Source organism: Kaistia defluvii, from assembly GCF_040548815.1.
GTDB classification, from domain to species: domain Bacteria; phylum Pseudomonadota; class Alphaproteobacteria; order Rhizobiales; family Kaistiaceae; genus Kaistia; species Kaistia defluvii_A.
In genome coordinates this window covers 1,016,857-1,042,188 of the sequence record NZ_JBEPSM010000001.1, presented here as the reverse complement: position 1 = coordinate 1,042,188, position 25,332 = coordinate 1,016,857, and the positions used below count along the sequence as shown (strand labels likewise).

Annotated in this window: 24 protein-coding genes; 5 read left to right on the top strand and 19 right to left on the bottom strand. The window is 66.5% G+C overall.

Going from position 1 to position 25,332, the window contains the following annotated elements:
- Window positions 1–26: 26 nt before the first annotated feature.
- The 9 genes from ABIE08_RS04915 to uraH form a co-directional block, all read right to left on the bottom strand.
- Window positions 27–1,208, bottom strand: coding sequence for a urate hydroxylase PuuD (locus tag ABIE08_RS04915; RefSeq protein WP_354549161.1), 1,182 nt, complete (start codon window positions 1,206–1,208; stop codon window positions 27–29).
- A 181-nt stretch (window positions 1,209–1,389) separates the two neighbouring features.
- The gene (locus ABIE08_RS04910; RefSeq protein ID WP_266333194.1) at window positions 1,390–2,460 is read right to left on the bottom strand and encodes a BMP family ABC transporter substrate-binding protein; all 1,071 of its coding nucleotides are present in this window, start codon (window positions 2,458–2,460) and stop codon (window positions 1,390–1,392) included.
- A gap of 91 nt (window positions 2,461–2,551) precedes the next feature.
- Window positions 2,552–3,463, bottom strand: a complete 912-nt coding sequence (locus tag ABIE08_RS04905; RefSeq protein ID WP_354551573.1) for an ABC transporter permease — start codon at window positions 3,461–3,463, stop codon at window positions 2,552–2,554.
- Between the two features lie 8 nt (window positions 3,464–3,471).
- Window positions 3,472–4,626, bottom strand: coding sequence for an ABC transporter permease (locus ABIE08_RS04900; protein WP_354549159.1), 1,155 nt, complete (start codon window positions 4,624–4,626; stop codon window positions 3,472–3,474).
- Entirely contained in the window at window positions 4,616–6,124 is a 1,509-nt protein-coding gene (locus tag ABIE08_RS04895) for an ABC transporter ATP-binding protein (protein WP_354551571.1), read from the bottom strand. The genes ABIE08_RS04900 and ABIE08_RS04895 overlap by 11 nt, the downstream gene beginning before the upstream one ends.
- A 94-nt stretch (window positions 6,125–6,218) precedes the next feature.
- The gene (xdhC, locus tag ABIE08_RS04890; RefSeq protein ID WP_354549157.1) at window positions 6,219–7,229 is read right to left on the bottom strand and encodes a xanthine dehydrogenase accessory protein XdhC; all 1,011 of its coding nucleotides are present in this window, start codon (window positions 7,227–7,229) and stop codon (window positions 6,219–6,221) included.
- A 17-nt stretch (window positions 7,230–7,246) separates the two neighbouring features.
- A complete protein-coding gene (gene xdhB / locus ABIE08_RS04885; RefSeq protein ID WP_354549156.1) occupies window positions 7,247–9,568 on the bottom strand; it encodes a xanthine dehydrogenase molybdopterin binding subunit in 2,322 nt (773 codons plus the stop codon).
- Window positions 9,555–11,039, bottom strand: a complete 1,485-nt coding sequence (xdhA, locus tag ABIE08_RS04880) for a xanthine dehydrogenase small subunit (RefSeq protein ID WP_354549154.1) — start codon at window positions 11,037–11,039, stop codon at window positions 9,555–9,557. Before xdhA ends, xdhB begins: the two co-directional genes overlap by 14 nt.
- Before the next feature lie 5 nt (window positions 11,040–11,044).
- Window positions 11,045–11,398, bottom strand: coding sequence for a hydroxyisourate hydrolase (gene uraH / locus ABIE08_RS04875; protein ID WP_354549152.1), 354 nt, complete (start codon window positions 11,396–11,398; stop codon window positions 11,045–11,047).
- A 246-nt stretch (window positions 11,399–11,644) separates the two neighbouring features.
- Between uraH and ABIE08_RS04870 the strand changes: the two genes are divergently transcribed.
- Window positions 11,645–12,601: a LysR family transcriptional regulator gene (locus ABIE08_RS04870; RefSeq protein ID WP_354549150.1), complete on the top strand. Its 957-nt coding sequence runs from the start codon at window positions 11,645–11,647 to the stop codon at window positions 12,599–12,601.
- A gap of 470 nt (window positions 12,602–13,071) precedes the next feature.
- Here the strand turns inward: ABIE08_RS04870 and ABIE08_RS04865 are convergent, their stop codons facing one another.
- The 4 genes from ABIE08_RS04865 to ABIE08_RS04850 all read right to left on the bottom strand — a co-directional run bounded on the left by ABIE08_RS04865 (window position 13,072) and on the right by ABIE08_RS04850 (window position 16,992).
- Window positions 13,072–14,064 (bottom strand): quinone oxidoreductase family protein, encoded by a 993-nt coding sequence (locus tag ABIE08_RS04865; protein WP_354549149.1) that lies wholly within the window; start codon window positions 14,062–14,064, stop codon window positions 13,072–13,074.
- 106 nt (window positions 14,065–14,170) lie between these two features.
- The gene (locus ABIE08_RS04860; protein WP_354549147.1) at window positions 14,171–15,376 is read right to left on the bottom strand and encodes an MFS transporter; all 1,206 of its coding nucleotides are present in this window, start codon (window positions 15,374–15,376) and stop codon (window positions 14,171–14,173) included.
- Between the two features lie 174 nt (window positions 15,377–15,550).
- Window positions 15,551–16,273: a TerC family protein gene (locus ABIE08_RS04855; RefSeq protein ID WP_354549145.1), complete on the bottom strand. Its 723-nt coding sequence runs from the start codon at window positions 16,271–16,273 to the stop codon at window positions 15,551–15,553.
- A 17-nt stretch (window positions 16,274–16,290) separates the two neighbouring features.
- On the bottom strand, window positions 16,291–16,992 hold the full coding sequence (locus ABIE08_RS04850) for a CDP-alcohol phosphatidyltransferase family protein (RefSeq protein WP_354549144.1): 702 nt from the start codon (window positions 16,990–16,992) through the stop codon (window positions 16,291–16,293).
- 188 nt (window positions 16,993–17,180) lie between these two features.
- Here ABIE08_RS04850 and ABIE08_RS04845 point away from each other — a divergent pair, with 188 nt between their 5' ends.
- The 4 genes from ABIE08_RS04845 (at window position 17,181) to hspQ (ending at window position 19,684) form a co-directional block, all read left to right on the top strand.
- Window positions 17,181–17,618: a YeeE/YedE family protein gene (locus ABIE08_RS04845; RefSeq protein WP_354549142.1), complete on the top strand. Its 438-nt coding sequence runs from the start codon at window positions 17,181–17,183 to the stop codon at window positions 17,616–17,618.
- Window positions 17,615–18,091 carry a DUF6691 family protein gene (locus tag ABIE08_RS04840; RefSeq protein ID WP_354549140.1) on the top strand — a complete coding sequence of 159 codons (477 nt, stop codon included), beginning with the start codon at window positions 17,615–17,617 and terminating at the stop codon, window positions 18,089–18,091. The genes ABIE08_RS04845 and ABIE08_RS04840 overlap by 4 nt, the downstream gene beginning before the upstream one ends.
- Window positions 18,088–19,248 (top strand): UbiH/UbiF family hydroxylase, encoded by a 1,161-nt coding sequence (locus ABIE08_RS04835; RefSeq protein WP_354549138.1) that lies wholly within the window; start codon window positions 18,088–18,090, stop codon window positions 19,246–19,248. The genes ABIE08_RS04840 and ABIE08_RS04835 overlap by 4 nt, the downstream gene beginning before the upstream one ends.
- Window positions 19,249–19,348: 100 nt before the next feature.
- Complete coding sequence (hspQ, locus tag ABIE08_RS04830) at window positions 19,349–19,684, top strand: heat shock protein HspQ (protein ID WP_354549137.1); 336 nt, start codon at window positions 19,349–19,351, stop codon at window positions 19,682–19,684.
- A 408-nt stretch (window positions 19,685–20,092) separates the two neighbouring features.
- Here hspQ and ABIE08_RS04825 read toward each other — a convergent pair whose 3' ends face one another.
- The 6 genes from ABIE08_RS04825 to ABIE08_RS04800 are packed head-to-tail and all read right to left on the bottom strand — an operon-like array spanning window position 20,093 to window position 25,313.
- Window positions 20,093–20,917 (bottom strand): DeoR/GlpR family DNA-binding transcription regulator, encoded by an 825-nt coding sequence (locus tag ABIE08_RS04825; protein ID WP_354549135.1) that lies wholly within the window; start codon window positions 20,915–20,917, stop codon window positions 20,093–20,095.
- Complete coding sequence (locus ABIE08_RS04820; protein ID WP_354549133.1) at window positions 20,914–21,864, bottom strand: ROK family protein; 951 nt, start codon at window positions 21,862–21,864, stop codon at window positions 20,914–20,916. Before ABIE08_RS04820 ends, ABIE08_RS04825 begins: the two co-directional genes overlap by 4 nt.
- Entirely contained in the window at window positions 21,861–22,592 is a 732-nt protein-coding gene (locus tag ABIE08_RS04815; protein WP_354549132.1) for a ribulose-phosphate 3-epimerase, read from the bottom strand. The genes ABIE08_RS04820 and ABIE08_RS04815 overlap by 4 nt, the downstream gene beginning before the upstream one ends.
- Complete coding sequence (locus ABIE08_RS04810) at window positions 22,589–23,416, bottom strand: alpha/beta fold hydrolase (RefSeq protein WP_354549130.1); 828 nt, start codon at window positions 23,414–23,416, stop codon at window positions 22,589–22,591. Before ABIE08_RS04810 ends, ABIE08_RS04815 begins: the two co-directional genes overlap by 4 nt.
- Window positions 23,413–24,237 carry a sugar phosphate isomerase/epimerase family protein gene (locus ABIE08_RS04805; protein ID WP_354549128.1) on the bottom strand — a complete coding sequence of 275 codons (825 nt, stop codon included), beginning with the start codon at window positions 24,235–24,237 and terminating at the stop codon, window positions 23,413–23,415. Before ABIE08_RS04805 ends, ABIE08_RS04810 begins: the two co-directional genes overlap by 4 nt.
- A complete protein-coding gene (locus tag ABIE08_RS04800; protein ID WP_354549127.1) occupies window positions 24,237–25,313 on the bottom strand; it encodes a Gfo/Idh/MocA family protein in 1,077 nt (358 codons plus the stop codon). The genes ABIE08_RS04805 and ABIE08_RS04800 overlap by 1 nt, the downstream gene beginning before the upstream one ends.
- Window positions 25,314–25,332: the final 19 nt, after the last annotated feature.

Sequence of the window (25,332 nt, the reverse complement as noted above, 5' to 3'; positions counted from 1 at the left end):
GTTTCAGGAAAAGGAGTTGGGCTTGTCTAATGGCTTTGCAGCCACGCGCCAAGCCTCTTGCGGTCTTCCATCGTCATGCCGTGCTCATTGCCGAGCGGCATGGCGGTGCCGTTCACGGCCTGGGCCATGACCTGCTCCTTGTGCGCGGCAAGCTGATCCGTCGAGGTCAAGATCACGCCCTTGGGCGGCGCGTCGAAGCCGTCATGCGTCGGCCTGGCGGCGTGGCACATGGCGCAATGCTTGGCCGTCAGCGTCAGTACGTCGGCATCCGACACCGTCAGGCTCGGGTCGATCTCGACCGGGCGCGGCGCCGTCATCACCAGCAGCACGCCGAAGGCGACTGCCGCGGCGGGAATCGTCCAAGCAAACTTGCGGAACGGATCATGCGCCTCGTGGCGGTTGAGGAAATGGCGGATCGAGCCGCCGAGCAACAGCACGAAGGCGACGAGGATCCAGCTCTGCGGATGGCTGGAGAGCATCGGATAATGGTTGGAGACCATCATCAGCAGCACGGGCAGCGTCAGGTAGTTGTTGTGCACCGAGCGCTGCTTGCCGATGGCGCCGAGGCGCGGGTCCGGCTTCTCGTGCTTCAGCAGCGAAGCGACGATCTTCTTCTGGTTCGGGATGATCACGCCGAACACGTTGACCGCCATGATCGTGCCGATGAAGGCGCCGACATGGATCAGCGCGCCACGACCGGAATAGACATGGGTGAACATGTAGGCCGCGCCGACGATCAGCACGAACAGGCAGACCGCGAGCAGCGGCGTGTAGCGGCCGATGATCGACTTGCAGAGCTGGTCATAGATGACCCAGCCGCCGATGAGCGACAGGATCGAAATCACGATCGCCTGCGAGGGCAGCATCGGCAGGATCGACTTGTCGATCAGGAAGGTGTTGGCGTTCCAGTAGTACTGGACCGTCAGCAGCAGGAAGCCGGTCAGCCAGGTGAGATAGGCTTCCCACTTGAACCAGATCAGGTCGGACGGCAGCGCCGGCGGCGCGACCAGGTATTTCTCGACGTGATAGAAGCCGCCGCCATGCACTTCCCAGGCCGTGCCATAGACGCCCTCCTTCATCTGCTCGCGCTTCTTCAGCGAGAGATCGAGCCCGATGAAATAGAAGGATGTGCCGATCCAGCCGATGCCCACGATCATATGGGCCCAGCGGATCAGGAGGTTCAGCCAATCGACGACGAATGCGGACATTGGGCGGGGTTCGGTCTCGTTGAGGTGCCGGTTGCGTGTGGGCGCGCAGGTGCCGGTTCCGAGAAGGCGCTTTCCAGAGGCCCAGCCCGGAACGGATCCGGCTGGTGTGGAAGGCGCTCGCTGCTGGCTGGGTATTCCCGGACGCGGCCCCCTGGCTGCGTCCGGGAGTTGTCGTGGCCGCTTACTGCGGCAGCTTGTCGTCGATACCCTTGACGTACCAGTTCATGCTGAGCAGCGTGCCGTCGTCGAGGGTCTTGCCCTCGCCGATCACTTCGGTGCCGTCCTGCTTGAAGATCGGGCCCTTGAAGGGATGCAGCGTGCCGGCTTCGATCTTGGCCTGGGTGTCCTTCGCCGAGGCGACGACATCATCCGGCAGGTTGGTGTAATCGGCCATGTGCAGGATGCCGTCCTTCAGGCCGTCCCAAATCTGCTCGGCCTTCCAGGTGCCGTCGAGAACCGCGTTGACGCGCTTCACGTAATACGGGCCCCAGGTGTCGATGATGGCCGTGTACTGCGCCTTGGGCGCGAAGTCGTACATGTTGTGGGCCTGGCCGAAGCCATGCAGGCCGCGCTCCTGGGCGATCTGCAGCGGCGCCGGCGAGTCGGTATGCTGGGTGATGATATCGGCGCCCTGGTCGAACAGCGCCTTGGCGGCGTCGGCTTCCTTGGCGGGGTCGAACCACGAATTGACCCAGACGATCTTCAGCTTGAAGTCGGGGTTGATCGACTGCGCGCCGAGCATGAAGGAGTTGATGCCCATCACGACTTCGGGGATCGGGAAGGAGACGATGTAGCCGGCGACGCCGGACTTCGACTGCTTGGCCGCGATCTGGCCGGCGATGTAGCGGCCTTCATAGAAGCGCGCATTGTAGGTGCCGACATTCGGCGCGGTCTTGAAGCCGGTGGCGTGCTCGAACTTCACCTTCGGGAACTTGGCGGCGACCTTGATGGTCGGGTCCATGAAGCCGAACGAGGTCGAGAAGATGATCTCGCAGCCGGAGCGGGCGAGGCGCTCGAGCGCGCGCTCGGCGTCCGGACCTTCGGCGATGCTTTCGACATAGGAGGTCTCAACCTTGTCGCCGAGTTCCTTCTGGACCATCTGGCGGCCAACGTCATGGCCTTCGCTGTAGCCGCCGTCATTGTGCGGGCCGACATACATCCAGCAAGCCTTCAGCTTGTCGGCCGCGTTGGCGGAGCCGATGCCGACGGCGAGTGCGACGATTGCCGTCGCGGTGGCGAGAATTTTCTTCATTGCCTGCTTCCCTCTGGCCTTCACCATTTGCGATCCACTCCATTCAGGATTTCACCGCGGATCGCTGCGGCATGTCCCGGACAAGCGTTCCCTAGCGGTCGGGAACGAAAGATTGACCGAGCGCCGCCGGTGTATTGGCCCGGACGAGCGCGCGGTTGCGCGAAATGATCACCAGCACGATGACGGTGGTGAGATAGGGCAGCGCCGACAGGAACTGCGACGGCACGCCGACGCCGAGCGCCTGGGCATGCAGTTGCAGGATGCTGACGCCACCGAACAGCAGGGCACCGATCGCGACGCGTCCCGGCAGCCAGGTGCCGAACACGACAAGCGCCAGCGCGATCCAGCCGCGCCCCGCCGTCATCGCCTGTGTCCATTGCGGCGTGTAGACGAGCGAGAGATAGGCCCCCGCGAGGCCGGAGCAGGCGCCGCCGAACAGCACCGCCATGAAGCGAACGCGGATGACGCTGTAGCCAAGCGCGTGCGCCGAGACATGGCTGTCGCCAACGGCGCGCAGGATCAACCCGCCGCGCATGCGGAACAGGAACCACGATACGGCGGTGGTGATCGCGACGGCGAGATAGGTGAGCGGATCGAGCCGGAGCAGCAGGCCGACGACCGGCAGCTCGCTCAGGCCCGGGATCGAGACACGGGCAAGGCCGGCACCCGGCACGCCGACGAAGGCGTCGCCGATCAGCCCGGAAAGACCGAGGCCGAACAGGGTCAGAGCCAGTCCCGATGCCACCTGGTTGGCAACGAAGATCAGCGTCACCACGCCGAACAACGCCGCCATCGCCATGCCGGCGAGGATCGCGCCGACGACGCCGAGCGCGATATTGCCGGTCGAATGCGCCACGGCGAAGCCGATGACGGCGCCCATCGCCATCATGCCTTCGACGCCGAGATTGAGCACCCCCGAGCGCTCGGTCACCAGTTCGCCGATGGAGGCGAACAGCAGCGGCGTCGCGGCGGTGATGATGGTGAGCAGGATGCCTTCCAGCATGAGCGCGGTCATGACGTCACCGTGCCTGTCTGCAGGGTCGGGGTTCGAACGATCTGCAGCCGGTAGAAGATGAAGCTGTCGCAGGCCAGCACGAAGAACAGCAGCATCCCCTGGAACACCCGCGTCGTCTGGTCGGACATGCCGAGCGCGATCTGTGCGCCCTCCCCGCCGAGATAGGAGAGCGCCAGCAGGAAGCCGGCAAAGATCGCGCCGATCGGGTTCAACCTTCCCAGGAAGGCGACGATGATCGCGGTGAAGCCGTAGCCGGGCGAGACCGAGGTGCGGAGCTGACCGACCGGGCCGGCAACCTCGCAGATGCCGGCAAGGCCCGCCAGCGCCCCCGAGATCAGGAAGGTCATCAGCACCATGCGGTTCTGGCTGAAGCCTGCAAAGGCCCCTGCCCGCGGCGCTTGGCCCAGCACCTTGATCTGGAAGCCCATCTTGGTCCAGCGCATCAGGAACCAGGCGGCGAAGGCCGCGATGAAGACGAAGATCAGGCTGATGCGGATGTTGGTGTCGAACAGCGTCGGCAGGACCTGGCCGCCATCGAAAGCGCGGCTATCCGGGAAGTTGTGGCCTTCCGGATTGCGCCAAGGTCCCCGCGCCAGATAGTCGAGAAAGAGCTGCGCCACATAGACCAGCATCAGGCTGGTCAGGATCTCGTTGGTGCCGAAGCGGATCTTGAGCAGCGCGGGGATCGCGGCATAGGCCATGCCGCCCAGCATGCCGAGGATGAGCATGGCCGGCAGCATGAACGGGCCATGCCAGTCGGGAAAGAAGATCGGCAGGAACGAGCCGGTGATCGCGCCCACCGCGATCTGGCCTTCGGCGCCGATGTTCCAGGTGTTGGAGAGGTAGCAGAGCGAGAGGCCGATCGCGACGAGGATTATCGGCGTGGCCTTGGCGACCAGTTCCTCCAGCGACCAGAGCTCGGTCAGCGGCTCGATGAAGAAGACATAGAGGAAGCGGCCGTAATCGACGAAGCCCTGTTGCAGCGCGCCGAAGAAGCCGCCCGATGCCGGGTTCGACAAATCGACCGTCGACAGCCGCCAGACGATCACGATCAGCGCCCCGCCGATCAGTGTCAGCAGCAGCGCCAGCAATGGCGACAGATAGGCCATGGCGGCGGAACGCTCGCCACGCCGGACCAGTTCAACCCGCATCTAGTGCCCCCCGGTCGGCCGCCAGCGGCTCGCCCATGCCGCCCATCAGCAGGCCGATTTCCTCGCGCGTCAACCCGGAGGTCGGCCGCGAGGGCGAAAGATGGCCCTTGGAGATCACCGCGACGTGGTCGGCGATTTCCAGAACCTCGTCGAGATCCTGGCTGATGACCAGAATCGCCGAGCCGGAACGGGCGAGGTCGATCAGCGCCTGGCGGATGATCGCGGCGGCGCCGGCATCGACGCCCCAGGTGGGCTGGCTCACGACGAGCACCCCGGGCTGGCGATCGATCTCGCGGCCGACGACGAATTTCTGCAGATTGCCGCCGGAAAGCGAGCCCGCTTCCGGGTCCGGCGTGCCCTTGCGCACATCGAAGGAGCGGCTGACGCGGTCGGCCAGTTGCCGGGCCGCATCGGGATCCAGCACTCCGGCGCGCAGGAGGTGATCGCCGGTGGAGTGCCGGGTCAAAAGCACATTGTCGGAAAGCCGCATGCGCGGCACCGCTCCATGGCCCAGGCGCTCTTCCGGCACGAAGGCGGCGCCGAGCCGGCGACGCGCGGTCACGCCGATATCGCCGCAGGGCTTGCCGTCGATCGAGACCGACGTGGCGCGGTCGCAGGTGCGTTCGCCGGACAGCGCGTCGAACAACTCGCCCTGCCCGTTGCCGGCGATGCCGGCAATGCCCATCACCTCGCCGGCCTTGACCTCAAGCGAAATATTGCTGAGCGCGACGGCGAAGGGATGCGGCTGCGGCAGCGAAAGGTCGGTGACGGACAGACGGGTGCGGGTGTTCTGTGGCGGCGGCAGGTCGGAGGAAAGCTTGCGCACCTCGACGCCGACCATCATTGTCGCCAGTTTCGCCGCCGTTTCCTTCTGCGGGTCGCATTCGGAAACGACCTTGCCGTGGCGCAGGATCGTCGCGTGGTGGCAGATGCGCTTCACCTCTTCCAGCCGATGGCTGATGTAGAGCACGGCGCAGCCGCGCGCCGTCAGGCGGTCGAGCGTGACGAATAGATCATCGGCTTCCTGCGGCGTCAGCACCGAGGTCGGCTCGTCCATGATGATCAATTCGGGATTCTGCAGCAGGCAGCGCACGATCTCGACCCGCTGCCGCTCGCCGACGGAGAGATCGGCCACGACGGAGGACGGGTTCAGCGGCAGGCCGTATTCGACCGAGATCTGCTCGATTTCGCGCGCCAGGGCCGAGCGGCTTTTCCGGTCGGAAAGCGCCAGCGCGATGTTCTCGACGACGGTTAGCGCCTCGAACAGCGAGAAATGCTGGAACACCATGCCGATGCCGAGCTTTCGCGCGGCAGAGGGACTTGGGATGCCGACCGGCTGCCCCTTCCAGAGGATGCGGCCCTCGGTCGGCTGCAGCACGCCATAGAGGATCTTGACCAGCGTCGACTTGCCGGCGCCGTTCTCGCCGAGCAGCGCATGGATCTCGCCGGGTCGGATGGCCAGGTCGATGCCGTCATTGGCCTTGAAGGCGCCGAACATCTTGGTGATGGCCGTTGCGTGCAGCAAGGGCGGGCTATCCGGGCGCTGCCGGCTCTGCGCTGGCGTCTCGGCGCCTGCCAGAATGACATCCACGTCAGCGTCCCCCCACTGCCAGCGCCGATGGTTCGGCGGGCCCCGTCTTTCCCCGCGCATGCACATGCCGCAAGGCTTCGTCGCGTACAAGTAGATCGGCAGCGACGGATGCCGCAATAGCCGCGGGGAGCTTCGATTTGATGCCGGGGACGCCGATCGGCGAAACCAGCCGCTCGATGTCGTCCTTCGCCAGCCCTGCCCGATCGAGCTGATGCGAGAAGCGGGCCCGCTTGGTCTCGCTGCCGATGAGCCCGACATAGCCAAAACGCTGGTCCTTCAAGGCCCGCGCGACGATGGCGAGGTCTAGCGCGTGGCTGTGCGACATCACCAGCACGAAGCTGTCATGCGGCGCGCCATCGAGCGCCGCCGGCGTATCCTGCGCCGGTTCGCAGCGCACATTGGCCGGAACATATTGTGGAAAGGCATCCGGCCGGGGGTCTACCCAGACGATCCGGAACGGCAGCGGCGCCAGCGCCATCACCAAAGCGCGGCCGACATGCCCTGCCCCGAAGAGATAGAGGACGCGGCTGTCCTCGCCAAAGCCCTCTTCCACCACCCCGTGATCGACGCGCGCCGAGCCGATGGCAAGCCGGCTGGCCGGATCGATCGAGCGATGCAGCTTGCCGTCCGATTGCTGCGTGGCGCGGGTACGGAACACGCCCGCCCCTTCCGCCTCGGCCAGTGCCTGGATTTCGGCCCGGCGCGAGCGGTCGAACACTTCAAGCGCCAGGTCGACGCGCCCGCCGCAGCATTGGCCGAGTTCCGGCCCCAGCGCAACGCGCTGGCTTGTGTAGAAATGCGGGGTCGGTCGGGCGAGGGCTCCCTGCAGGTCGGCGATGACCCGCCATTCCAGCGTGCCGCCGCCAATCGTGCCGAAGAAGCTGGCGTCCGGCAGCACGACGATGCGCGCGCCCGCCTCGCGCGGCGCCGATCCGCGCGTCTCCACGATCGTCGCCATGGCAGCCTTGCCGTGACGATCGATCGCTTGGAGGAGACGCTGCCAGACCAACATGATCTATCCTGCCATCATCAAGCAGCCGTCATGCCGCGCACCGCCCGCATGATCGCTTCCGGCGTCGCCGGGGCGTCGAGGGCGGGCATGACGCCCGGTTTCAGGCTGGCGATCGCGTTGTTGATCGCGCAGAACACCGAAATACCGAGCATCAGCGGAGGTTCGCCGACGGCCTTCGACTTGAATATGGTGTCTTCGCGCGGTCCTTCCGACTGGAAAAGTTCGACCCGGAAGTGCTCGGGAATATCCGAGGCGGCGGGGATCTTGTAGGTCGAGGGCGCATGCGTGCGCAGCCGGCCCTGCTTGTCCCAGACCAGTTCCTCCGTCGTCAGCCAGCCCATGCCCTGGACGAAGCCGCCCTCGATCTGGCCGATATCGATCGCCGGATTGAGCGACTTGCCGACATCGTGCAGCACGTCGACCCGGTCCACCTTCATCTCGCCGGTCATGGTGTCGATGGTGACTTCCGAGCAGGACGCGCCATAGGCGAAATAGAAGAACGGCCGTCCCTCGGCCTTGTCGCGGTTCCAGGCGATCTTCGGCGTCTTGTAGAAGCCCGAGGCCGAAAGCTGGACGCGCTCGACATAGGCGGCGTTGGCAAGCTCCGCCAGGCTCATGACGTGGTTGCCGATGATCACCTGGTTGTCGCGGAACGACACCTGGTTGCGGCGGACCTGCCACTTCTCCTCGATGAAGGCGTAGAGCCGGTCCTTGATGATGTTGCAGGCGTTGAGCGCCGCCATGGCGTTGAGGTCGGTGCCGGAGGAGGCGGCGGTCGGCGAGGTGTTGGGCACCTTGTCGGTCCGCGTCGCTGTTATCGCGACCTTGCCCATGTCGACGCCGAATTCCTCGGCCACGACCTGCGCCACCTTGAGGAACAGCCCCTGCCCCATCTCGGTGCCGCCATGGTTCAGGTTGAGCGAACCGTCGCGATAGAGGTGCAGCAGCGCGCCGGCCTGGTTCAGCATCATCAGCGTGAAGGAGATGCCGAACTTCACCGGCGTCAGCGCCAGGCCCTTCTTCAGGATGCGGCTCTCGGCGTTGAAGGCGGTGATTTCCTCGCGCCGCGCCCAGTAGTCGGAGCTCGCCTCCAGCTGTGCCACCAGCGGCTGCAGCAGGTTGTCCTCGACCTTCATGCCGTAGGGCGTGTGGTCGCGGTCGCCCTGGTAGAAGTTCAGCTTGCGGATCTCGAGCGGGTCCTTGCCGAGGGTATAGGCGACATGATCCATCATCCGCTCGGCAAAGGTCATGCCCTGCGGTCCGCCAAAGCCGCGGAAGGCGGTGTTGGAGACGGTATTGGTCCGCATCCTGCGGGTGAGAACCCGGCAGGTCGGATAGAAATACGAATTATCGGAATGGAACATCGTCCGGTCCACGACGCCCATGGAGAGATCTTCGGAATGGCCGCAGCGCGCATTGAGCGCGACATCGACCGTCTCCAGCAGGCCCTCGGCGCTGGCGCCGACGCGGTAATCGACCCGGAAATCATGCCGCTTGCCGGTCATGATCATGTCGTCGTCGCGGTCGAGCCGCATCTTGCACGGGCGCCCGGTCTTGAACGCGGCGAGCGCCGCGAGCACGGCCCATTGCGACGCCTGGCTCTCCTTGCCGCCGAAACCGCCGCCCATGCGGCGGATCTCGACCGTCACGGCGCTCGAGGGCACATGCAGCGCATGCGCGACGAGGTGCTGGACCTCACTCGGATGCTGGGTGGACGAGTAGACGAACATCTCGCCCGCCTCGCCTGGCACGGCCATCGCGATCTGGCCTTCGAGATAGAAATGCTCCTGCCCGCCGATGCGGAAGCTCGCTTCCAGCTTGAGCGGCGACGCGGCAAGGCCCGCCTCGACATCGCCGCGGCCAAAGGCATATTCCGGCAGGACGGTATCGGTCGTGTCGGCGAGATCGATCGCCGGCACCTCGGCCACGGTCGTGATCTTCGCCTTCTTGGCGGCGCGGCGCGCAGTGTCGCGCGTCTTCGCCACCACGACGAACACGACCTGCCCGTAGAAGCGGATCTCGTCGACGGCGAGCGTCGGATCGTCGCCGATCAGCTTGGGGCTGACGTCGTTGACGCCGGGAATGTCGGCCGCCGTCAGAACCGCGACGACGCCCGGAAAGGCGCGCACGGCGTCGAGGTCGAGGCCGGTGATGCGGCCCTTCGCGATCGGCGCATAGCCGGGCGCAATATGCAGCGTGCCGGCCGGCTCGCGGATATCGTCGATATAGGCGGCGGCGCCGGTCACATGGCGCGGCGCGCTGTCGTGCGGCAGCGGCTTGCGGATGACGGCCAGTTCGGCATCGGTGGTCACGGGCGAAACCCTGTTATTCAGCGGCATGGACAAAGCCCTCCCGCCGTCCGACCAGACGGGTGCGCGAGGTCGGCGTCCCGGCAGCCTCGATCAACGCCTTGCCGAGCAGCGCATGCGCCGTCTCGGCCCGGTAGCTCGCGCTGGCGCGATGATCGTCGAGCGGCGTGAAATCCGAGCGCAACGCCTCGAACGCCCGGGCCCAGGCGGCGGTGTCGCGAATGCCGGCGCCGTGCAGCGCCGATTCCGCGCCCTTGGCCCGCTTCGGCGTTCCGGCCATGCCACCATAGGCGATGCGCGCCTCGGTGATCATCCCTTCCGGATTGATGGTGAAGCGGAAGGCGCCCATGACCGAGGAAATGTCCTGGTCGAAGCGCTTGGTCACCTTGTAGCAGCGGAAGATCTGGTCCGGCCGCAGCTTCGGCACCAGCAGCCCCGTGACGAACTCGCCCGAGGCCCGGTTCTGCTTGCCATATTCGATGTAGAAATCCTCGACGGGCAGGATGCGCGAGCGGTCGCGGCGGCGCAGTTCCATCGTCGCGCCGAGCACGATCAGCGCCGGCGGCGTATCGCCGATCGGCGAGCCATTGGCGACATTGCCGCCCACCGTTCCCCGCGCGCGAACCTGCTTCGAGCCGATGCGGCGGAAGAGTTCGCCGAGGTCGGGGTCGATCGCCCGCATGTAGGGCTCGACGCTGGCATAGGTCGCGGCCGCCCCGATCAGGACCTCGCGTCCGGTATCCTCGACGCCGTCCAGTCCCCTGACCCGGCCGAGATGGATGATCTTGGGCAGGTCGCGCAGCTGCTTGGTGATCCAGAGGCCGACATCGGTGGCGCCGGCGACAATCGTCGCATCGGGATGCTGCGCGTAGAGCGCGGCCAGTCCATCCACCGAGGCGGGAGCGGCGAAGAAGCGCTCGTCATTGCCGATGAAGATGTCGCTGTCGTCCGCGATGAAGTTCAGGATCCCGGCCGTATCCTCGGCCGCCTTGCGGAACTTGTCGTCGCGCGGGGTGGCGCAGGCCGCAAGCGCCGCCTCGACGATCGGCCGGTAACCGGTGCAGCGGCAGAGATTGCCGGCGATGGTGTCGTTGATCTGGTCGCGGCCGACCGCGCCGTCTGTGCCCTGGTAGAGCGAGAAGATGCTCATCACGAAGCCCGGCGTGCAGAAGCCGCATTGCGAGCCGTGCTTGTCGACCATCGCGGCCTGGACGGGATGAAGCTGCTCTCCTTCCGCCAGGTCCTCTACCGCGACGATCTCGGTGCCGTCGACCATGCCCAGCAGCTGGATGCAGGCATTGACCGGCTCGTAGACGACCTTGCCGTTGCGGGGGCGTCCGATCGCGACGGTACAGGCGCCGCAGTCGCCCTCGCCGCAGCCTTCCTTGGTTCCCGTCGCCCCTTCGGTGAGGCGCAGATGATCGAGCAGCGTCATCATCGGATCGACATTGGCGACCTCGACGATCTTGCCGCGGCGGAGAAAACGGACGGTCTCGCGCATGCTGCTCAGCTGCCCCGGTAGGTCGAATAGCCGTAAGGCGAGATCAGCAGCGGCACATGATAGTGCTCGGCTGCCGAGGCGATGCCGAAGCGGATCGGGATCACGTCGAGAAAGAGCGTCGCCGGCAGGGCCTCGTTCACGCCCCGGAGATAGTCACCGGCATGGAAGACCAGCTCGTAGCTGCCCTCCTCCAGCGCCGCGCCCTCGAGCAGCGGCCCTCCATCGACCCGGCCGTCGGCATTGGTCGTGACCGTTTTCACCAGGATCGGATCCGGTCCGAGCCTGAAAAGGTCGATCTTCAGCCCCGCTGCGGGCCGGCCAGCGGCGGTATCGAGAACATGTGTGGTGAGGCGACCCATTTCGGTCCGTATCCAATGCTTCTCGCGCGTCCGGTTCGGACGAAGATAGAGAGATGCCTAAGGTTTGATCAAATGGAATTTTTGATCATTTGGTGCATCTTAATGCGGCAGGCGGTGACTGCAACGCAATCCTGCGGCCATCCCCCATCATCATGCTAGAACGCCTCCAATGTCCATGATACTGCCAGTTGAAGCGCAAGGTGCTGCTGAAAAGGCAACAGTGGTACGGATAGCAAGGCGGCCCGCATGGTTCAGGAGAGCAAGAACACCCTCTCGCCCGCCAGCCTGGCGCGGCTGTTCCATACGCCGTCGCTGATCTATTTCACGATGGTCGCCGAGACCCTGTCGATGCGCGAGACCGCGCGGCGGCTCAACGTGGCCTCCTCGGCCGTGGCGCGACAGATCGGCCATCTCGAACAGACGCTGGAAATGCCCCTGTTTGTCCGCGAGTCGCGCCGGCTGCGCCTGACGCCGGCGGGCGAGATCCTCTACCGCCACTGCCGGCAATTGGCGGCACCGCTCGAGGCGGCGGTGTCGCAGCTGAGCTTGCTGGCAGGACTGAAGACCGGCACCGTCCGCATCGCCACGGTGGAGAGCGTCGGCTTGACCATCCTGCCCGGCATCGTCGCCGATTTCAGCGCGCAATATCCGAGCCTGCATGTCGATATCCGCATGGCCTCGGCACAGGAGGCCATCGCCATGGTGGTCGATTCCGAGGTCGATATCGGTTTCACCTTCCTGGCGGCGCAGCATCGCGGCATCGAGATCGCCATCCGGCGCGACCTGCCGATCGGTGCGGTGATGCGGGCCGATCACCCGCTGGCGGGCGAGATGCGGCCGAGCTTCGCCACCTGCTTTTCACACGCTTTTGCGGTGCCGCGACATGGCCTGTCGATCCGCGAGGTGATCGAGCCGTTCCTGACCCAGGATGCGTCGCGTGGGCGCTCCTTCGTCGAGGTGAACTCGATCCGCATGCTGTTCGAACTGGCCAAGACCGGCCGCTACCTGTCCTTCATGACGCCGCTCGGCATCGAGCGGGAACTGGCCAGCGGCGAGGTCGTGTTCCGGCCGATCGCCGACAAGGGCCTGCCACTCAACCGGTTCGGCATGGTGATCCGCAAAGGCGGCGATCTGCGCTACGCCCCCGCGGCCTTCTTCAACCTCGCCAGCAGCCACTTTGCGGCGCGTGACGGGCTATCTTGAAAGGGCTTGGGCAGGGGCAGAGCTCGTCCCTGCAGGACAGGCCCTCACCTCTCCCTGAGGGAGAGGTCGGAGCGAAACTCCGGGTGAGGGTTTAGGGAACTTTCCGGATAGAGCGTCAGTCCGAAGAGCCAGTCGCGGCGAGGCCGTAAACCCTCACCCGCCGGCCTGCGGCCGTCGACCTCTCCCTCAGGGAGAGGTGAAGAGAAGCCCGGATCGAGGATGAAATCAGGCTTTTCGAACTTACGACCCGCACGCTGAGGCGCCGCGAAAACGAGTCCTCAAATAAGGCGCCGTCCAGTCATCTGCGCTGGCGCCGTCGCCCCGGCGAAGGCCGGGGCCCATAGCCACGGGCCAAGGCAGATGGTACCCGGCCCGCTAGACTTCGGCCAGTGCGTCTGGATCCCGGCCTCCGCCGGGATGACGACCGAGGGAGGCCCGGAAATGCGTCGACGACGCCAGAGCGGGAAGCCCTACGGGATCAGCACCACCGAGCCTGTCGTCTGCCGGCCTTCCAGCGCGCGCTGGGCTTCTGCCGCGTCGGCGAGCTTGTAGGTCTGCGGCTCCGCCACGACGACCTTGCCCGACAGGATGACGTCGAACAGATCCTTCGCCGTCTCGACCAGTTCGCCGCGCTCGGCGACATAGCCGCCCAGTGACGGGCGAGTCGCGAACAGCGAGCCCTTCTGGTTCAGGATGCCGATGGAGAAGGGCGGCACCGCGCCGGAGGCGTTGCCGAAGGAGACCCACATCCCGCGGCGCTTCAGGCAGTCGAGCGAGGCCGGGAACGTGTCCTTGCCGACCGAGTCGTAGACGACGTCGACCTTGGCGCCGCCGGTGATCTCCACGACGCGCTCGACGAAATTCTCGGTCCTGTAATTGATGACATGGTCGCAGCCGAGCTTGCGGGCGATCGCCGCCTTCTCCTCGGAACCGACCGTGCCGATCACAGTGGCGCCGAGCGCCTTGGCCCACTGCGTGGCGATCTGGCCGACGCCGCCGGCGGCTGCGTGGTAGAGTATGGTGTGCGCGGGGCCGACTTTGAACGTCTCGCGCAGCAGGTAGCGCGCGGTCATACCCTTCAGCATGGACGACGCCGCGATCTGGTCGCTGATGCCATCGGGGATGTGGATCAGCCGGGCCGCCGGCGACAGGCGTGCCTCGGCATAGGAGCCCATCGGGTCGGCATAGCCGACGCGGTCGCCGACCTTGAACTCGGTGACGCCCTCGCCCACTGCCTCGACGACGCCGACGCCCTCGCTGCCGAGCACGAAAGGGAACGGGCCGGGCGCCGGGTAGAGACCGGTGCGGAAATAGGTATCCACGAAATTGAGGCCGATGGCCGTGTGGCGAAGGCGGACCTGGCCGGGTCCCGGTGCGCCGACCTCGATCTTGTCGAAGGAAAGCACCTTGGGTCCGCCATGCGAATGAACCCGGATGGCGTGAACCTCGATCGCCGCGACCATGACCGTCTCCTGCTCTCTGCTATACGCCGCGCGGACGTCAAACAGGCGGGGCGCACGGGCGTGGAATGAAGGAGGCCGGCGCTGCGGCCGGCCTCTTCCGTCTAGGCTATACCGACTCGGCGGCGGTGTCGCGGCCGCCGTCCTTGGCCGGGATCCGCGTGCTGGCGGGCTTGCGCGGCCGTACCTCGCCGGAAAGCAGCAGGCTCATGAGGGTCGCGAGCAGCAGGGTCGCCATGCCCATGCGGTAGCCGCCAAACTGGGCGACGAAGCCGACCATGGGCGGCCCGAGCAGGAAGCCTGAGAAGGAAAGCAGCGACAGCGCCGCGACGTTGACGGCGGGCGGACCTTCGCGCGAGGCAGCCGCCGTGACGGCGAGCGGGAAGACGATCGAGACGCCGAAGCCGGTAGCCGCTGCGCCGGCGATGACCATGAACGGGTTGACGGCGAAGACCATGACCAGCAGGCCCACGAGCGCCACCGTGCAGCAGACGCGTCCCATCTGCACCGCGCCATAGCGCATGGAAAGCCAGTCGCCGGCCAGGCGGCCAAACGCCATGACCAGGCTGAAGGCGGTCAGCGCATATCCGGTCGTCGGCGGCGTGGCGCCAAAGACGTCGCGCAGATAGATCGCGCTCCAGTCGATGATGCCGCCCTCGACGAGCAGCATGCCGAAGGCGAACAGGCAGAGCAGCACGATCTTCGGCGACGGCAGAACGAAGGAGGATGTCTTGACCTTCGGCGCGTCGTCCTCGGCCGTCTCGATATGCGGCAGGCGCGACGCCAGCGCCTCGCCGATCACGAATACGCAGATCACGACCACGATCATGTGGATCTCGGGCGGCAGGTTGTAGGTGGCGGCGAGCGATCCGGTGATGCTGCCGCCCATCAGGCCGAAGCTCCAGAAGGCATGGCAGCGCGACATGACCGTGCGGCCGATGGCGCGGCCGATCCGGTCGGCCGTGACGTTGAGGGCGACCTCGAGCGGGCCCATGCCGAGGCCGACCAGCACGAGCGCGAAGAACAGCAGCGTCGGCGTGGGCGCGAAGCCCGGCAGCAGCAACGGCACGAGCAGCAGCGGGAAGCCGATCTTGATGGCGCGGCGCGGGCCGAGCCATTCGACGACGGCGCCCGAGAACGCCATCGAGGTGACGAGGCCGATCGGCACCCCGAGCAGGCAGATCGCCAGCGTCGCCGGATCCATTCCGAGCTTGTGCTGGACGTCCGGAATGCGGATCAGCCAGTTCGCCATGGAGCTGGAATAGAAGAAGAACAGCGCCATGATGAGGCGCGCGGACGCGAAGGAAAGGCCCATTTCGGACTCTGTCGTTGCTGGGTGGTGGACGCAGCCGGGACCGCGTGGATGGATGCGCCATCCGGGCGAAAACGCCCGCCAAAAAGGGGAAAATCCCTTGTACAGGCCCCTCCGACCCCATGCAACCGATTCTAGAACCGATTCAATCTCGCCGATCCCGGCGAAAACGCCCCGTCAGGACGCCTTCTTTCGGTTTCGCTGCGCAACCACGTTGAGCACCTCCACGACGGTCGAGAACGCCATCGCCGCATAGAGGTAGCTGCGCGGGATGTGGAAGCCGATGCCGTCGGCGATCAGCGCCGCGCCGATCATCAGCAGGAAGGCCAGGGCCAGCATTTTGGTCGTCGGGTGATGCTCGATGAAGTGCGAGATCGGGCCGGAGGCGATGTACATGACGATCATCGCGACGATGACGGCCGCGATCATGATCTCGAGATGCTCGGCCATGCCGATCGCGGTGATGATCGAATCGACCGAGAAGACGATGTCGATGACGATGATCTGCGACACCACGGCGGCGAAGCCGGCCGTGATCGGACCGGACGAGCCGTCCCCCTCGCCCTCGACGCCCTTATGGATCTCGTGCGTCGCCTTGTAGACAAGGAACAGACCACCGGCGAGCAGGATCAGGTCGCGCCACGAGAACGGGTGGTCGAACAGGGTGAAGACAGGCTGGGTCAGGCCGACGAGATACGCCAGCACCATCAGCAGGATGATGCGGAACACCAGCGCCAGCCCGAGGCCGATCTGGCGGGCGCGCTTGGCCTGCTCCGCCGGCAACCGCGCGACGAGAACCGAGATGAAGACGATGTTGTCGATGCCGAGAACGATCTCCATGACGGAAAGCGTCAGGAAACTGGCCCATGCGGCGGGCTGGAAGAGAAGATCGACGTTCATCTGGCGCGGCGCCTCGGTTAGGTTTTCTGGGGCAGGCGGAAGCGCGTGGCCTGCAGCACCGCGCCGATAAAGGTCAGATAGATGGTCGTGAGCCCCAGGCCGGCCAGCACGAGCTGATTCGGCCGCAGCTGGGCAAAGACCGCGAGCAGCGAAAAGATCGACCAGGCCAGCGTCACCGCCAACGTCAGCGGCCGCAGCCGCTTGACCCGGACCGGGTGGACGAACTCGACCGGCGAGAAGGTCAGCGCCGCCAGCGCCACGATGACGACAACGGAAAAGATCGGCGACGGCGCGAACACCATCAGCACGAACACCACCATGTTCCAGACAGCGGGAAAGCCGCGGAAGCCATATTCGCGCGTCTTCATCCGCGTATCCGCGAAATACAACGCGCCGATGACGGCGACGAGAATGCCGGCGGGCGCCGCCAGCGAAGGCGGCATCAGGTCCGAACGGGCCAGGATCAGGGCGGGAATGAAGACATAGGTCGTGTAGTCGATGACCATGTCGAGGATCGCGCCATCGAACCACGGCACGCGCTCGCCGACACGGAAGCCGCGCGCCAGCGGACCGTCGACGGCATCGACGAACAGCGCTGCTCCGAGCCAGATGAAGGCCTCGACCCATGCGCCGCGCATGACGGCAAGCGCTGCCAGCATCGCGAATCCGGCACCGCTCGCCGTAAGGAGATGAACGGCCCAAGTCTTCGTCGTCGGCATGAGGCTCCCCTGCTGCACCGGCCGCCAGGAGGTGGGAGCCGCATCCAGCGCCTTTGGCTGCATGAACTGTCGATACGTGCAGAACGGCTCACTGGCAATAGCCTCTGCGGCGTCGTGACCTGCGACATCTGACAGGATTGCCCCTCCCGGACGCCTCGACCACCATGCCGGCAACTCGGGAGATCCGTATGATCGGCTTTTCGCCCATATCCGCGACGATCGGAGGCGCCTTGATTGGCGCCGCCGCCGGCCTGCTGTGGATTGTCAACGGCCGCATCGCCGGCATCTCGTCGATCTTCGGCTCGGCGCTGTCTGGGCGCCTCGACGACGTGCGGTGGCGGCTGCTGTTCCTGGTCGGACTCCCGCTCGGCGCGGCCCTCGGCCTGGCCTTCGCGCCCCGGCTGATTTCCGACGCATCCGCGGCCATGCCGAGCCTCGGCATCGGCCGGTACGAACTGGCCGCCTCCGGGCTTCTCGTTGGCGTCGGCACGGCGCTCGCGCGGGGGTGCACGTCGGGTCACGGCGTCTGCGGACTGGCGCGGCTCTCGGCCCGCTCGATCGTCGCCGTGCTCGTCTTCATGCTTTCCGCCATCGCCACGGTCTATGTCGTGAGGCACGGGCTTTGATCGCACGACCGACTGCGTTTTATCTGGGCGCCCTCGCGTCGGGGCTGCTGTTCGGCCTCGGCCTCGCGATCTCCGGCATGATCTATCCGGCCAAGGTGAAGGCCTTCCTCGACATCGGGGCCATCGCCACGGGCGGCTGGGACCCGAGCCTCGCCTTTGTTCTGGCCTCGGCCGTGCTGGTCAGCATGGCGGCCATCCGCATCGCACACCGCCACCGCCATCCGATCGCCGCCTCGACCTTCTCCGGCCCGGCGGCGCGGCGCGTCGACGCTCCTCTGGTGCTGGGCTCAGTCCTGTTCGGGGTCGGCTGGGGCCTCTCCGGCTTGTGTCCGGGCCCGGCGATCGCCAATATTGCGTTCGCGCTGCCCGACATACTGATCTTCCTCGTCGCAATGGCGATCGGCGCCCTGGCCGTCCGGCTGGTCCGTAGCCGCTCCAACCCAGGCGATTCAAGAACGCAGGCCCCGTCATGAGTGATGATCTTCGCGATGTAGCCGTCGTCGGTGGTGGCCCGGCAGGGCTGGTGGCTGCCCTGCTGGCACGCCGTCACGGCGCCTCGGTCACACTGATCGCCCCCAACACACCGCCGCGCGACGAGCGCACCGTTGCCATGCTCGGCGCCTCGGTTGAGATCCTGCAGGAAACCGGCGTCTGGGCGTCGGTGGAAGCGAAATCCGCGCCACTTCGCACCATGCGAATCGTCGATGCTACGCGCCGCCTGATCCGGGCGCCGCTGGTCGAGTTCCATGCGCATGAGGTTGGCCGCGAGGCATTCGGCTACAACATCCCCAATGCCGTGCTCATCGCCGCGCTGGATGAAGCGATCGAACAGGCCGGCATCGAGCGCGTCACGGGCTTCGCATCGGAAATCCTGCCATCGGAGGATTCGGTCCGCGTCGTGACCACGGATGGCGCCGAGGTGCGGGCGAAGCTTCTCGGCGCGGCGGATGGAAGGCGTTCCAAGGCCCGCGACGCGGCCGGCCTCGCGGTGCGAAGCTGGTCCTATCCGCAGGCAGCTTTGGTGGCGAACATCGCGCACAGCCGGCCGCATGACGACGTCTCGACCGAGTTCCACACCGAAACCGGCCCGTTCACCATCGTGCCGATGCCGGGCCTTCGCTCGGCGATCGTCTGCGTCGAAAGCCCCGCCGAAGCGGAGCGTCTTTCCAAGCTGGATGACGAGGCGCTGGCGGCCGAATTCGAGCGGCGCTCCCGCTCGATCGTCGGCAAGATCACCATCGCCGGCAACCGGCAGGTCTTCCCGCTTTCCGGTCAGACGGCGCGTCATTTCGCGGCCCGGCGCATCGCGCTGATCGGCGAAGCCGCGCATGTGTTTCCGCCGATCGGCGCGCAGGGGCTCAATCTGGGCCTGCGCGATGCCGCGGCCTTCGCCGGCGTGGTTCGCGACCATCGCGCCGATCCCGGCAGCGCCGAGGCGATCTCCGCCTATGATCGCGCCCGGATTGGTGACGTGCTCTCAAGGACGACGGCGGTCGACGCGTTGAACCGCACGCTGCTGACCGATTTCCTGCCGGTCCAGGCCCTGCGCGGCGTCGGCCTCTACGCCATCGACCGGCTGCCGAAGCTGAAGCGCCTGGTGATGCGCCAGGGGCTTACGCCGCATCTTTGAACCCAAGCGTCAAAGTCCCTCAGGCGGCTAAATGGTTCGCGGAGGTTGACGCGGCGCGGACATCGTGGCTTTTGGCCAGCCCGTGACAAGTGGACAGGCCATGGTTCAGCCGCGTACAGCCAAATTCCAGATCGGACAGATCGTCCGCCACCGGAGCTTCCCGTTCCGCGGCGTGATCTTCGACGTCGATCCTGTCTTTTCCAACACCGAGGAATGGTGGGACGCGATCCCCGCCGATGCGCGGCCGTCGCGGGACCAGCCCTTCTATCACCTGCTCGCCGAGAACGCCGACACGGAATATGTCGCCTATGTCTCGGAGCAAAACCTGCTGGCCGACGATTCCGACGAGCCCCTGCGCCACCCGCAGATCCGCGAATATTTCTCCGAGCGCCGCGGCGACGTCTATGTGGCCCGCAAGGTCGGCGCGCTGAACTAGCTCGCGGCCGTTGAGATGGTGAGGTTTTTTTCCCTTCACCTCTGCCTGGGGGAAAGGTCGGAGCGCAGCTCCGGGCGAGGGTTTAGGGAACCATCCGGCTAGAACAACATGCTGTCGGGAGCCTGACCGGTGAGGCCGTAACCCCTCACCCGCCGGCCTTTCGGCCGTCGACCTCTCCTTCAGGGAGAGGTGAAGGGCCTCTGCGGACACTGCGAGTTCCCGTGTTGTAAGTTTTTCATCTGCCCTCCGCTCCGCCGTCATCCCGGCGAAGGCCGGGATCCATACCCACCGCCCCTGACCAGAAATTATGCTGAGCCTTGAAAGGCCTGTGCCTACGGGCCCCGGCCTTCGCCGGGGCGACGAGCCCGCTCGGGCTGCGGATCAAATCTTTCCAACCAGGCCGCGCCCTCACTCCCCGCAGACGATCACCTGCACCCCTGCCCGCTCCAGCGCGGCGGCGAGTTCCGGCGGTGGCTCGGCATCCGTGACGAGGCACTGGATATCATCGAGCGGCGCGATGTTGGCGAAGGCCGTGATGCCGAACTTGCTCTGATCGGCCACGACGATGGTGCGCGACGCGACGCCGATCATGCCGGCGGTATGCGCCGCCTCGTCCAGCTTGGTCATTGAGATGCCGGACGCCGAGACGCCGGAACAGCCGATCACCGCCGTGTCGGCATGGATGCCGGCGACCGCCGCGAAGCCGATGGCGCCGATCGTCACCTGGTAGTTGGGCCAATACGACCCGCCGAGGATGTGGATCGACTGGATGCTGCCTTCCGGCACCACGGCCGGCAAACGCAGATTGTTTGTCACGATGGTGAGGCTGCGCCGCCCGCCCAGCGCCGCTGCAAAGAAGCAGATCGTCGAGCCACCATTCAGGATCAGAGTCTCATCATCGCGGATGAGGTCGGAGGCCGCATGCCCGATCCGCCGCTTGGCCTCGACATGTTCGTCCATGCGCAGGCCCATGGTCGTGTCGACCCGGACGAGGCGATCCTTGGTCACCGCGCCGCCATGGGTCCGGACCAGCAGCCCGCGTCGTTCCAGCAGATCCAGGTCCCGGCGCACCGTATCGCGCGAGACGTCCAGCAGCGTGACGAGTTCGGCGACGGTCGCCTGCCCGCGGTCCTGCAAGTATTGCAGCAGCCGGCTATGCCGAAGCGCCGGCAGCGCACCGCCGGCTGCGTCGGATTCGGTGGGAACGGTCGTGTGGCTGTCGTCCTGGCTCATGATGCCTCCGGAAGCATGAGGCTGGCGGCGCCGACAAGGCCGGCATTGCGGCCGAGCGCGGCCTGGACCACCGGCACGTCGCGAAACGCCGCCATCGCCCGTTCCCCAATCGTGCGCCGGATGCGCTCCTGTATCATCGGCAGCAGGCTGCCGACGCCGCCGCCCAGGATCAGCCGTTCCGGCGAGTAGAGATGCAGCAGATTGGTCAGGCCGACGCCGAGCCAGCGCGCCTCCTCATCCAGCAGCTGCAGTGCGGGCCCGTCGCCCTGCCGGGCGGCCTCGGCGACATGCCGGCCGGTGACCGGATCGCTTCCGGCGAGACGGCCGATCCCGGGCGCGCCGCCGGACGCCACCAAATGGCTGGCCTCGCGCGCCAGCGCCGTGCCCGAGGCAAAGGCCTCCCAGCAGCCGAGACCGCCACAGGCGCAGCGCACCGGCCGCTCGGAAACCGCCATGTGACCGATCTCTCCGGCGAGACCGCGACGTCCATGCAGCAGGTGCCCGTCGACGATCACCCCGCCGCCGATACCGGTCGAGACGGTCACGAAAACGAGGGATTGCGTGCCCTGCCCGGCGCCAAAGCGCCATTCGCCGAGAGCGGCTGCGTTGGCGTCGTTTTCCAGCCGGACGGCGACACCGAGACGCTCGGACAGGATGGCGGCGAGCGGTACGTTGCGCCAGCCGACGAGCGTCGGCGCATCGACGACGATGCCCGCATCGGGATCGAGAGGACCGGGCGCTCCAACGCCGAGGCCGACGATGTCCGCTTCCGGCGTCTCGGCGCGCACCTGACCGAGCAGCGCCACCATCTGGGCGATGACCGCGTCGGGGCCACCCTTCGCATCGGTCGGCGTCGATGCGAAGGCGGCGACGCGGCCGGTCGCCTCGACGACGGCGGCGCGCAGGTCCGTACCACCGAGATCGATGGCGAGCGCCGCGCGCGTCATGCCGCCTCGCCCGGGCCGGGAAGCGCGTGCAGCCACGCCATGCGGGCGGCGAGATCGGGATCGCCGAAGGCGAGCGAGCCCAGCACGACGGTCTCGGCGCCGGCGGCGCGCAGGCGCGGCACGGTATCGTGCCGGTTGCCGCCATCGGAGGCGAGGCGGACGGAGTCCTCGAGGCCCGCTTCCTTCAGCATGGCGCGGACGGCCTGAAGCCGCGGGCAGGCTTCCTCCGCGAGCCCCACGCCCTTCACGCCGATCGCCGTGCCGAGCAGCGTCACGAAGGCGAGTTTTGAAAGCCACGGCTTCACGGTCTCGAGCGGGGTTTCCAGCCGCACGACCATGCCGGTCTCGACGCCGAGTTCTGCGATCCGCGCCAGCGCCTCTTCGGCCACGGCGGCGTTTTCGACGTGGATGGAGATGAGGTCGGCGCCCGCTTCCGCGAACTGCTCGATCTGCGACAGCAGGATGCTGTCCTGGACCATCAGGTGCACGTGCAGCGGCTTGCGCGTCAGGCCGCGGATGCGGGCGACGAGATCGGGAAAGAATAGCAGGGCCGGCGCGAAATGGCCGTCGGCGACGTCGATATGGCAGATATCGACATGCGGCTCGATGCGGGCGAGATCGCGTTCCATGTTGCAGAGATCGGCCGACCATAGCGAGAATTCGCCGAGCATTCGGTCGCGCGGCAGGGCCTGGAGCCAGCCGGCAGCGGGCTTGTTGGTAGCGGTCATGGGTTCGTCTCCCGGGACGGATCGAGGGTGCGCAGGAAGCTGTCCAGTTCGCTGCGGAATTCGTGGATATGACGCGGCTTGTCGGTCGCCTTGGGCGCTATCTCCGCCAGGCGGGCGCCGGGGATGATCTCGGCGAGACGCTGCGCATAGGCGAGCGGATGGACGGAATCGACGCGATGCCCGATCACCAGCGTCGGCACACCGAGCGCCCTCGCCTCCTCCTCGGTGACGCCGGGCCCGTCGAGCGCGATGCCGCCGAGTAGGTCGGCGGTAACGGCAGGCTCCGGGCGATCGAAGAATTTCAGCAGCGAGGCGAGATTGTCGGGCGCGTGAATGGCGAGATCCTGCGCCAAAGGCGAGCTGGCGAACGTGGCCTTGGCTTCCTCTGGCGGATGACGTCGCAGGTGCTCCGCGACCAGCGCATAGGGCCGCATGTTTTCCGGTGCCGTATCGAACAGCCAGGCCGGACGCGCCAGCACGAGACCGGCGACGCGGTCCGAATGGCGATGGGCGATATGCAGCGCGATCGCCGCGCCCATCGAGATGCCGCCCATGACGAAGCGATCGATGCCGCGCGCGTCGCAGACGGCGAGGATGTCGGAAGCGAACATGGCGATCGAGAACGGCCGCGTGGTGCCGGGTTGCGACTGGCCCTGCGCCCGGCATTCGACGGTCAGCCGGCGATAGGCGGGGCCATCCGGGAAATTCTCCACCACCTGGCCATTGTCGCCGCCGAGGCCGTGCTGGAACACGACCGGCAGGCCTGTCCCGCTGTCGAAGACGCTGAGGTCTGCATCGTCGCGCTGGAAGGTCGAATGGGTCATGGCCGCAACAGGCTCGACAGATAGCGGGCGACGCCGGGCGCCTCCTCGGCCGAGAGGCCATGGGTCACGACGGGACCGTCGAAGCCGACCGCCCGAAGCCGCGCGAAAAAGTCCGGGAAGTCCACGACGCCGGTTCCAGCCGTGGCAAAGCTGCCATCCGGGTTACGGTCCTTGGCATGCGCCATGGCGATCCGGCCCGCCAATTGCTCGACCGCGTCGGCGACGATGCCGCGCGCGGTATCTCTATCCGCGACCTCGAACAGATTGGCCGGATCGAGCACGAAGCGGATCCGCTCCGAGCCGATCGCTTCGACCAGCCGCCTGCCGTCCTCGGCCGAGGTGACGACATTCGCCTGCTCGGGCTCGATACCGAGATCGACACCCGTCGCCTCGGCCAGCGCGACCGCCTTGGTCATCTCGGCCAGAAGGTCGGCCCAGGCCTCGGGCGTCGCATTGTCGGGATGGTGCGCCCACTGGTCCAATGGATCGCGCGTGCCAGTGCAGAGCGTCACCAGAGGGATGCCGAGCTGCTGCGCGGCGTCGAGCAGCAAGCCGAGCCGGCGCATTCCATCTTGGCGCACCGCCAGGTCGGGATGGATCATGTTGTAGGTGCCGGAAAGCGCCACCAGCTCGACGCCGGTCTCGGCGACCGCTTGCCGGATCGCCGCGATCGCCTCCGCAGGGATTTCATCCGGCATGGCCGGCAATCCGGCGCAGGCCATGTTGAACTGCGCGGTCTCGTAGCCGGCCGCCTTGACGGCAGCCAGCACGGTTAACGGATTGCTACCAGAAAACGTCTTTGCGAAGATGCCGAGGCGCATCAGACCGCCCCCTGCATGTCCGCGACGCGGACAGACTTGCCGCTGCGCGCCGACTCGGCGATCGCCGCCATGGCGCGTACGGAAGCGAGCCCGTCATCGATGTTGGCACCGCGTTGCGGCACGCCGTTCAGGACGGTGTCGGTAAAGCCTTCGAGCTGGCGGCGGAAGAAGTGACCATCGGCACCGAGCGGACGATGATAGGTCGCGTCCTTCTCGGAGAAGATCTCGACATCGCTCGATTTGAAGTACCAGGGATTGTAGGTCTTCGCGATGATGCTGCCGTTTTCGCCATAGAGCTGGAAGCCCTCGAACCAGTCCATGCGGACGGCGACCGTCAGGTCGAGATGGCCCAGCACGCCATTGGCGAAGCTGGTCTCGACGAACCAACTATAGGCGCCGAAACGCTCCAGTAGACGCGCCCTTACCTCGGTGATCTCGCCGCAGAGAAAGCGTGCGGTATCAACCAGATGGCTGCCATGGGCGAGCATGAAATAGCGCCTGAGGTCCGCCTTGGGGTTCTCGCTCGGCTTCCTGGCCAGCTTGCTGGTGATCGGCAGCGGCTGGACGGCGTCGGTCATCGTGTAGCGGTGGGTGCTGTCGCAATACCAGGCCTTGAGCGAGAGCATCTGGCCCATCTCCGTCTGGATGAACTTTTCTGCCGCCTCCAGCCCCGGATCGAAGCGCTTCATGTGGCCGACCTGCAGGGTCAGGCCCGTCCGCTCGACGACTTTCTTCAGCGCCTCGACCTCCTCGACATTGACGCCGAGAGGCTTCTCGCAGAGCACGGGCTTGCCGGCTTCCAGCGCGCGGATCGCCATCGGCACGTGAAAGCTGTCGGAGATCGCGACGACGACCGCCTCGACCTCGGGATCGGCCAGCATGGCGTCATAATCGGCATAGGCCTTGGTCGGCTCGTAGGTCGCCCCCATTCGCGCCAGCAGGTCGGGCGCCGCGTCGCAGATCGCGTAGAGGTCGGCGTTGCGGGCCTTCACCGCGGATTCGAGATGGGCAAACTGGGCGATCGGGCCGCAGCCGAGCACGCCAACCCGCAGCCTGCGCGCGTCCTTCGTGGGCATGGAATATCCTTCTTGGCGT

Excerpts from the sequence above, each read along its gene's own strand:
- ABIE08_RS04915 (WP_354549161.1), bottom strand. The coding sequence starts at position 1,208 with ATGTCCGCATTCGTCGTCGATTGGCTGAACCTCCTGATCCGCTGGGCC.
- ABIE08_RS04910 (WP_266333194.1), bottom strand. The coding sequence starts at position 2,460 with ATGAAGAAAATTCTCGCCACCGCGACGGCAATCGTCGCACTCGCCGTC.
- ABIE08_RS04905 (WP_354551573.1), bottom strand. The coding sequence starts at position 3,463 with ATGCTGGAAGGCATCCTGCTCACCATCATCACCGCCGCGACGCCGCTG.
- ABIE08_RS04900 (WP_354549159.1), bottom strand. The coding sequence starts at position 4,626 with ATGCGGGTTGAACTGGTCCGGCGTGGCGAGCGTTCCGCCGCCATGGCC.
- ABIE08_RS04895 (WP_354551571.1), bottom strand. The coding sequence starts at position 6,124 with ATGTTCGGCGCCTTCAAGGCCAATGACGGCATCGACCTGGCCATCCGA.
- xdhC (WP_354549157.1), bottom strand. The coding sequence starts at position 7,229 with ATGTTGGTCTGGCAGCGTCTCCTCCAAGCGATCGATCGTCACGGCAAG.
- xdhB (WP_354549156.1), bottom strand. The coding sequence starts at position 9,568 with ATGCCGCTGAATAACAGGGTTTCGCCCGTGACCACCGATGCCGAACTG.
- xdhA (WP_354549154.1), bottom strand. The coding sequence starts at position 11,039 with ATGCGCGAGACCGTCCGTTTTCTCCGCCGCGGCAAGATCGTCGAGGTC.
- uraH (WP_354549152.1), bottom strand. The coding sequence starts at position 11,398 with ATGGGTCGCCTCACCACACATGTTCTCGATACCGCCGCTGGCCGGCCC.
- ABIE08_RS04870 (WP_354549150.1), top strand. The coding sequence starts at position 11,645 with ATGGTTCAGGAGAGCAAGAACACCCTCTCGCCCGCCAGCCTGGCGCGG.
- ABIE08_RS04865 (WP_354549149.1), bottom strand. The coding sequence starts at position 14,064 with ATGGTCGCGGCGATCGAGGTTCACGCCATCCGGGTTCATTCGCATGGC.
- ABIE08_RS04860 (WP_354549147.1), bottom strand. The coding sequence starts at position 15,376 with ATGGGCCTTTCCTTCGCGTCCGCGCGCCTCATCATGGCGCTGTTCTTC.
- ABIE08_RS04855 (WP_354549145.1), bottom strand. The coding sequence starts at position 16,273 with ATGAACGTCGATCTTCTCTTCCAGCCCGCCGCATGGGCCAGTTTCCTG.
- ABIE08_RS04850 (WP_354549144.1), bottom strand. The coding sequence starts at position 16,992 with ATGCCGACGACGAAGACTTGGGCCGTTCATCTCCTTACGGCGAGCGGT.
- ABIE08_RS04845 (WP_354549142.1), top strand. The coding sequence starts at position 17,181 with ATGATCGGCTTTTCGCCCATATCCGCGACGATCGGAGGCGCCTTGATT.
- ABIE08_RS04835 (WP_354549138.1), top strand. The coding sequence starts at position 18,088 with ATGAGTGATGATCTTCGCGATGTAGCCGTCGTCGGTGGTGGCCCGGCA.
- hspQ (WP_354549137.1), top strand. The coding sequence starts at position 19,349 with ATGGTTCAGCCGCGTACAGCCAAATTCCAGATCGGACAGATCGTCCGC.
- ABIE08_RS04825 (WP_354549135.1), bottom strand. The coding sequence starts at position 20,917 with ATGAGCCAGGACGACAGCCACACGACCGTTCCCACCGAATCCGACGCA.
- ABIE08_RS04820 (WP_354549133.1), bottom strand. The coding sequence starts at position 21,864 with ATGACGCGCGCGGCGCTCGCCATCGATCTCGGTGGTACGGACCTGCGC.
- ABIE08_RS04815 (WP_354549132.1), bottom strand. The coding sequence starts at position 22,592 with ATGACCGCTACCAACAAGCCCGCTGCCGGCTGGCTCCAGGCCCTGCCG.
- ABIE08_RS04810 (WP_354549130.1), bottom strand. The coding sequence starts at position 23,416 with ATGACCCATTCGACCTTCCAGCGCGACGATGCAGACCTCAGCGTCTTC.
- ABIE08_RS04805 (WP_354549128.1), bottom strand. The coding sequence starts at position 24,237 with ATGCGCCTCGGCATCTTCGCAAAGACGTTTTCTGGTAGCAATCCGTTA.
- ABIE08_RS04800 (WP_354549127.1), bottom strand. The coding sequence starts at position 25,313 with ATGCCCACGAAGGACGCGCGCAGGCTGCGGGTTGGCGTGCTCGGCTGC.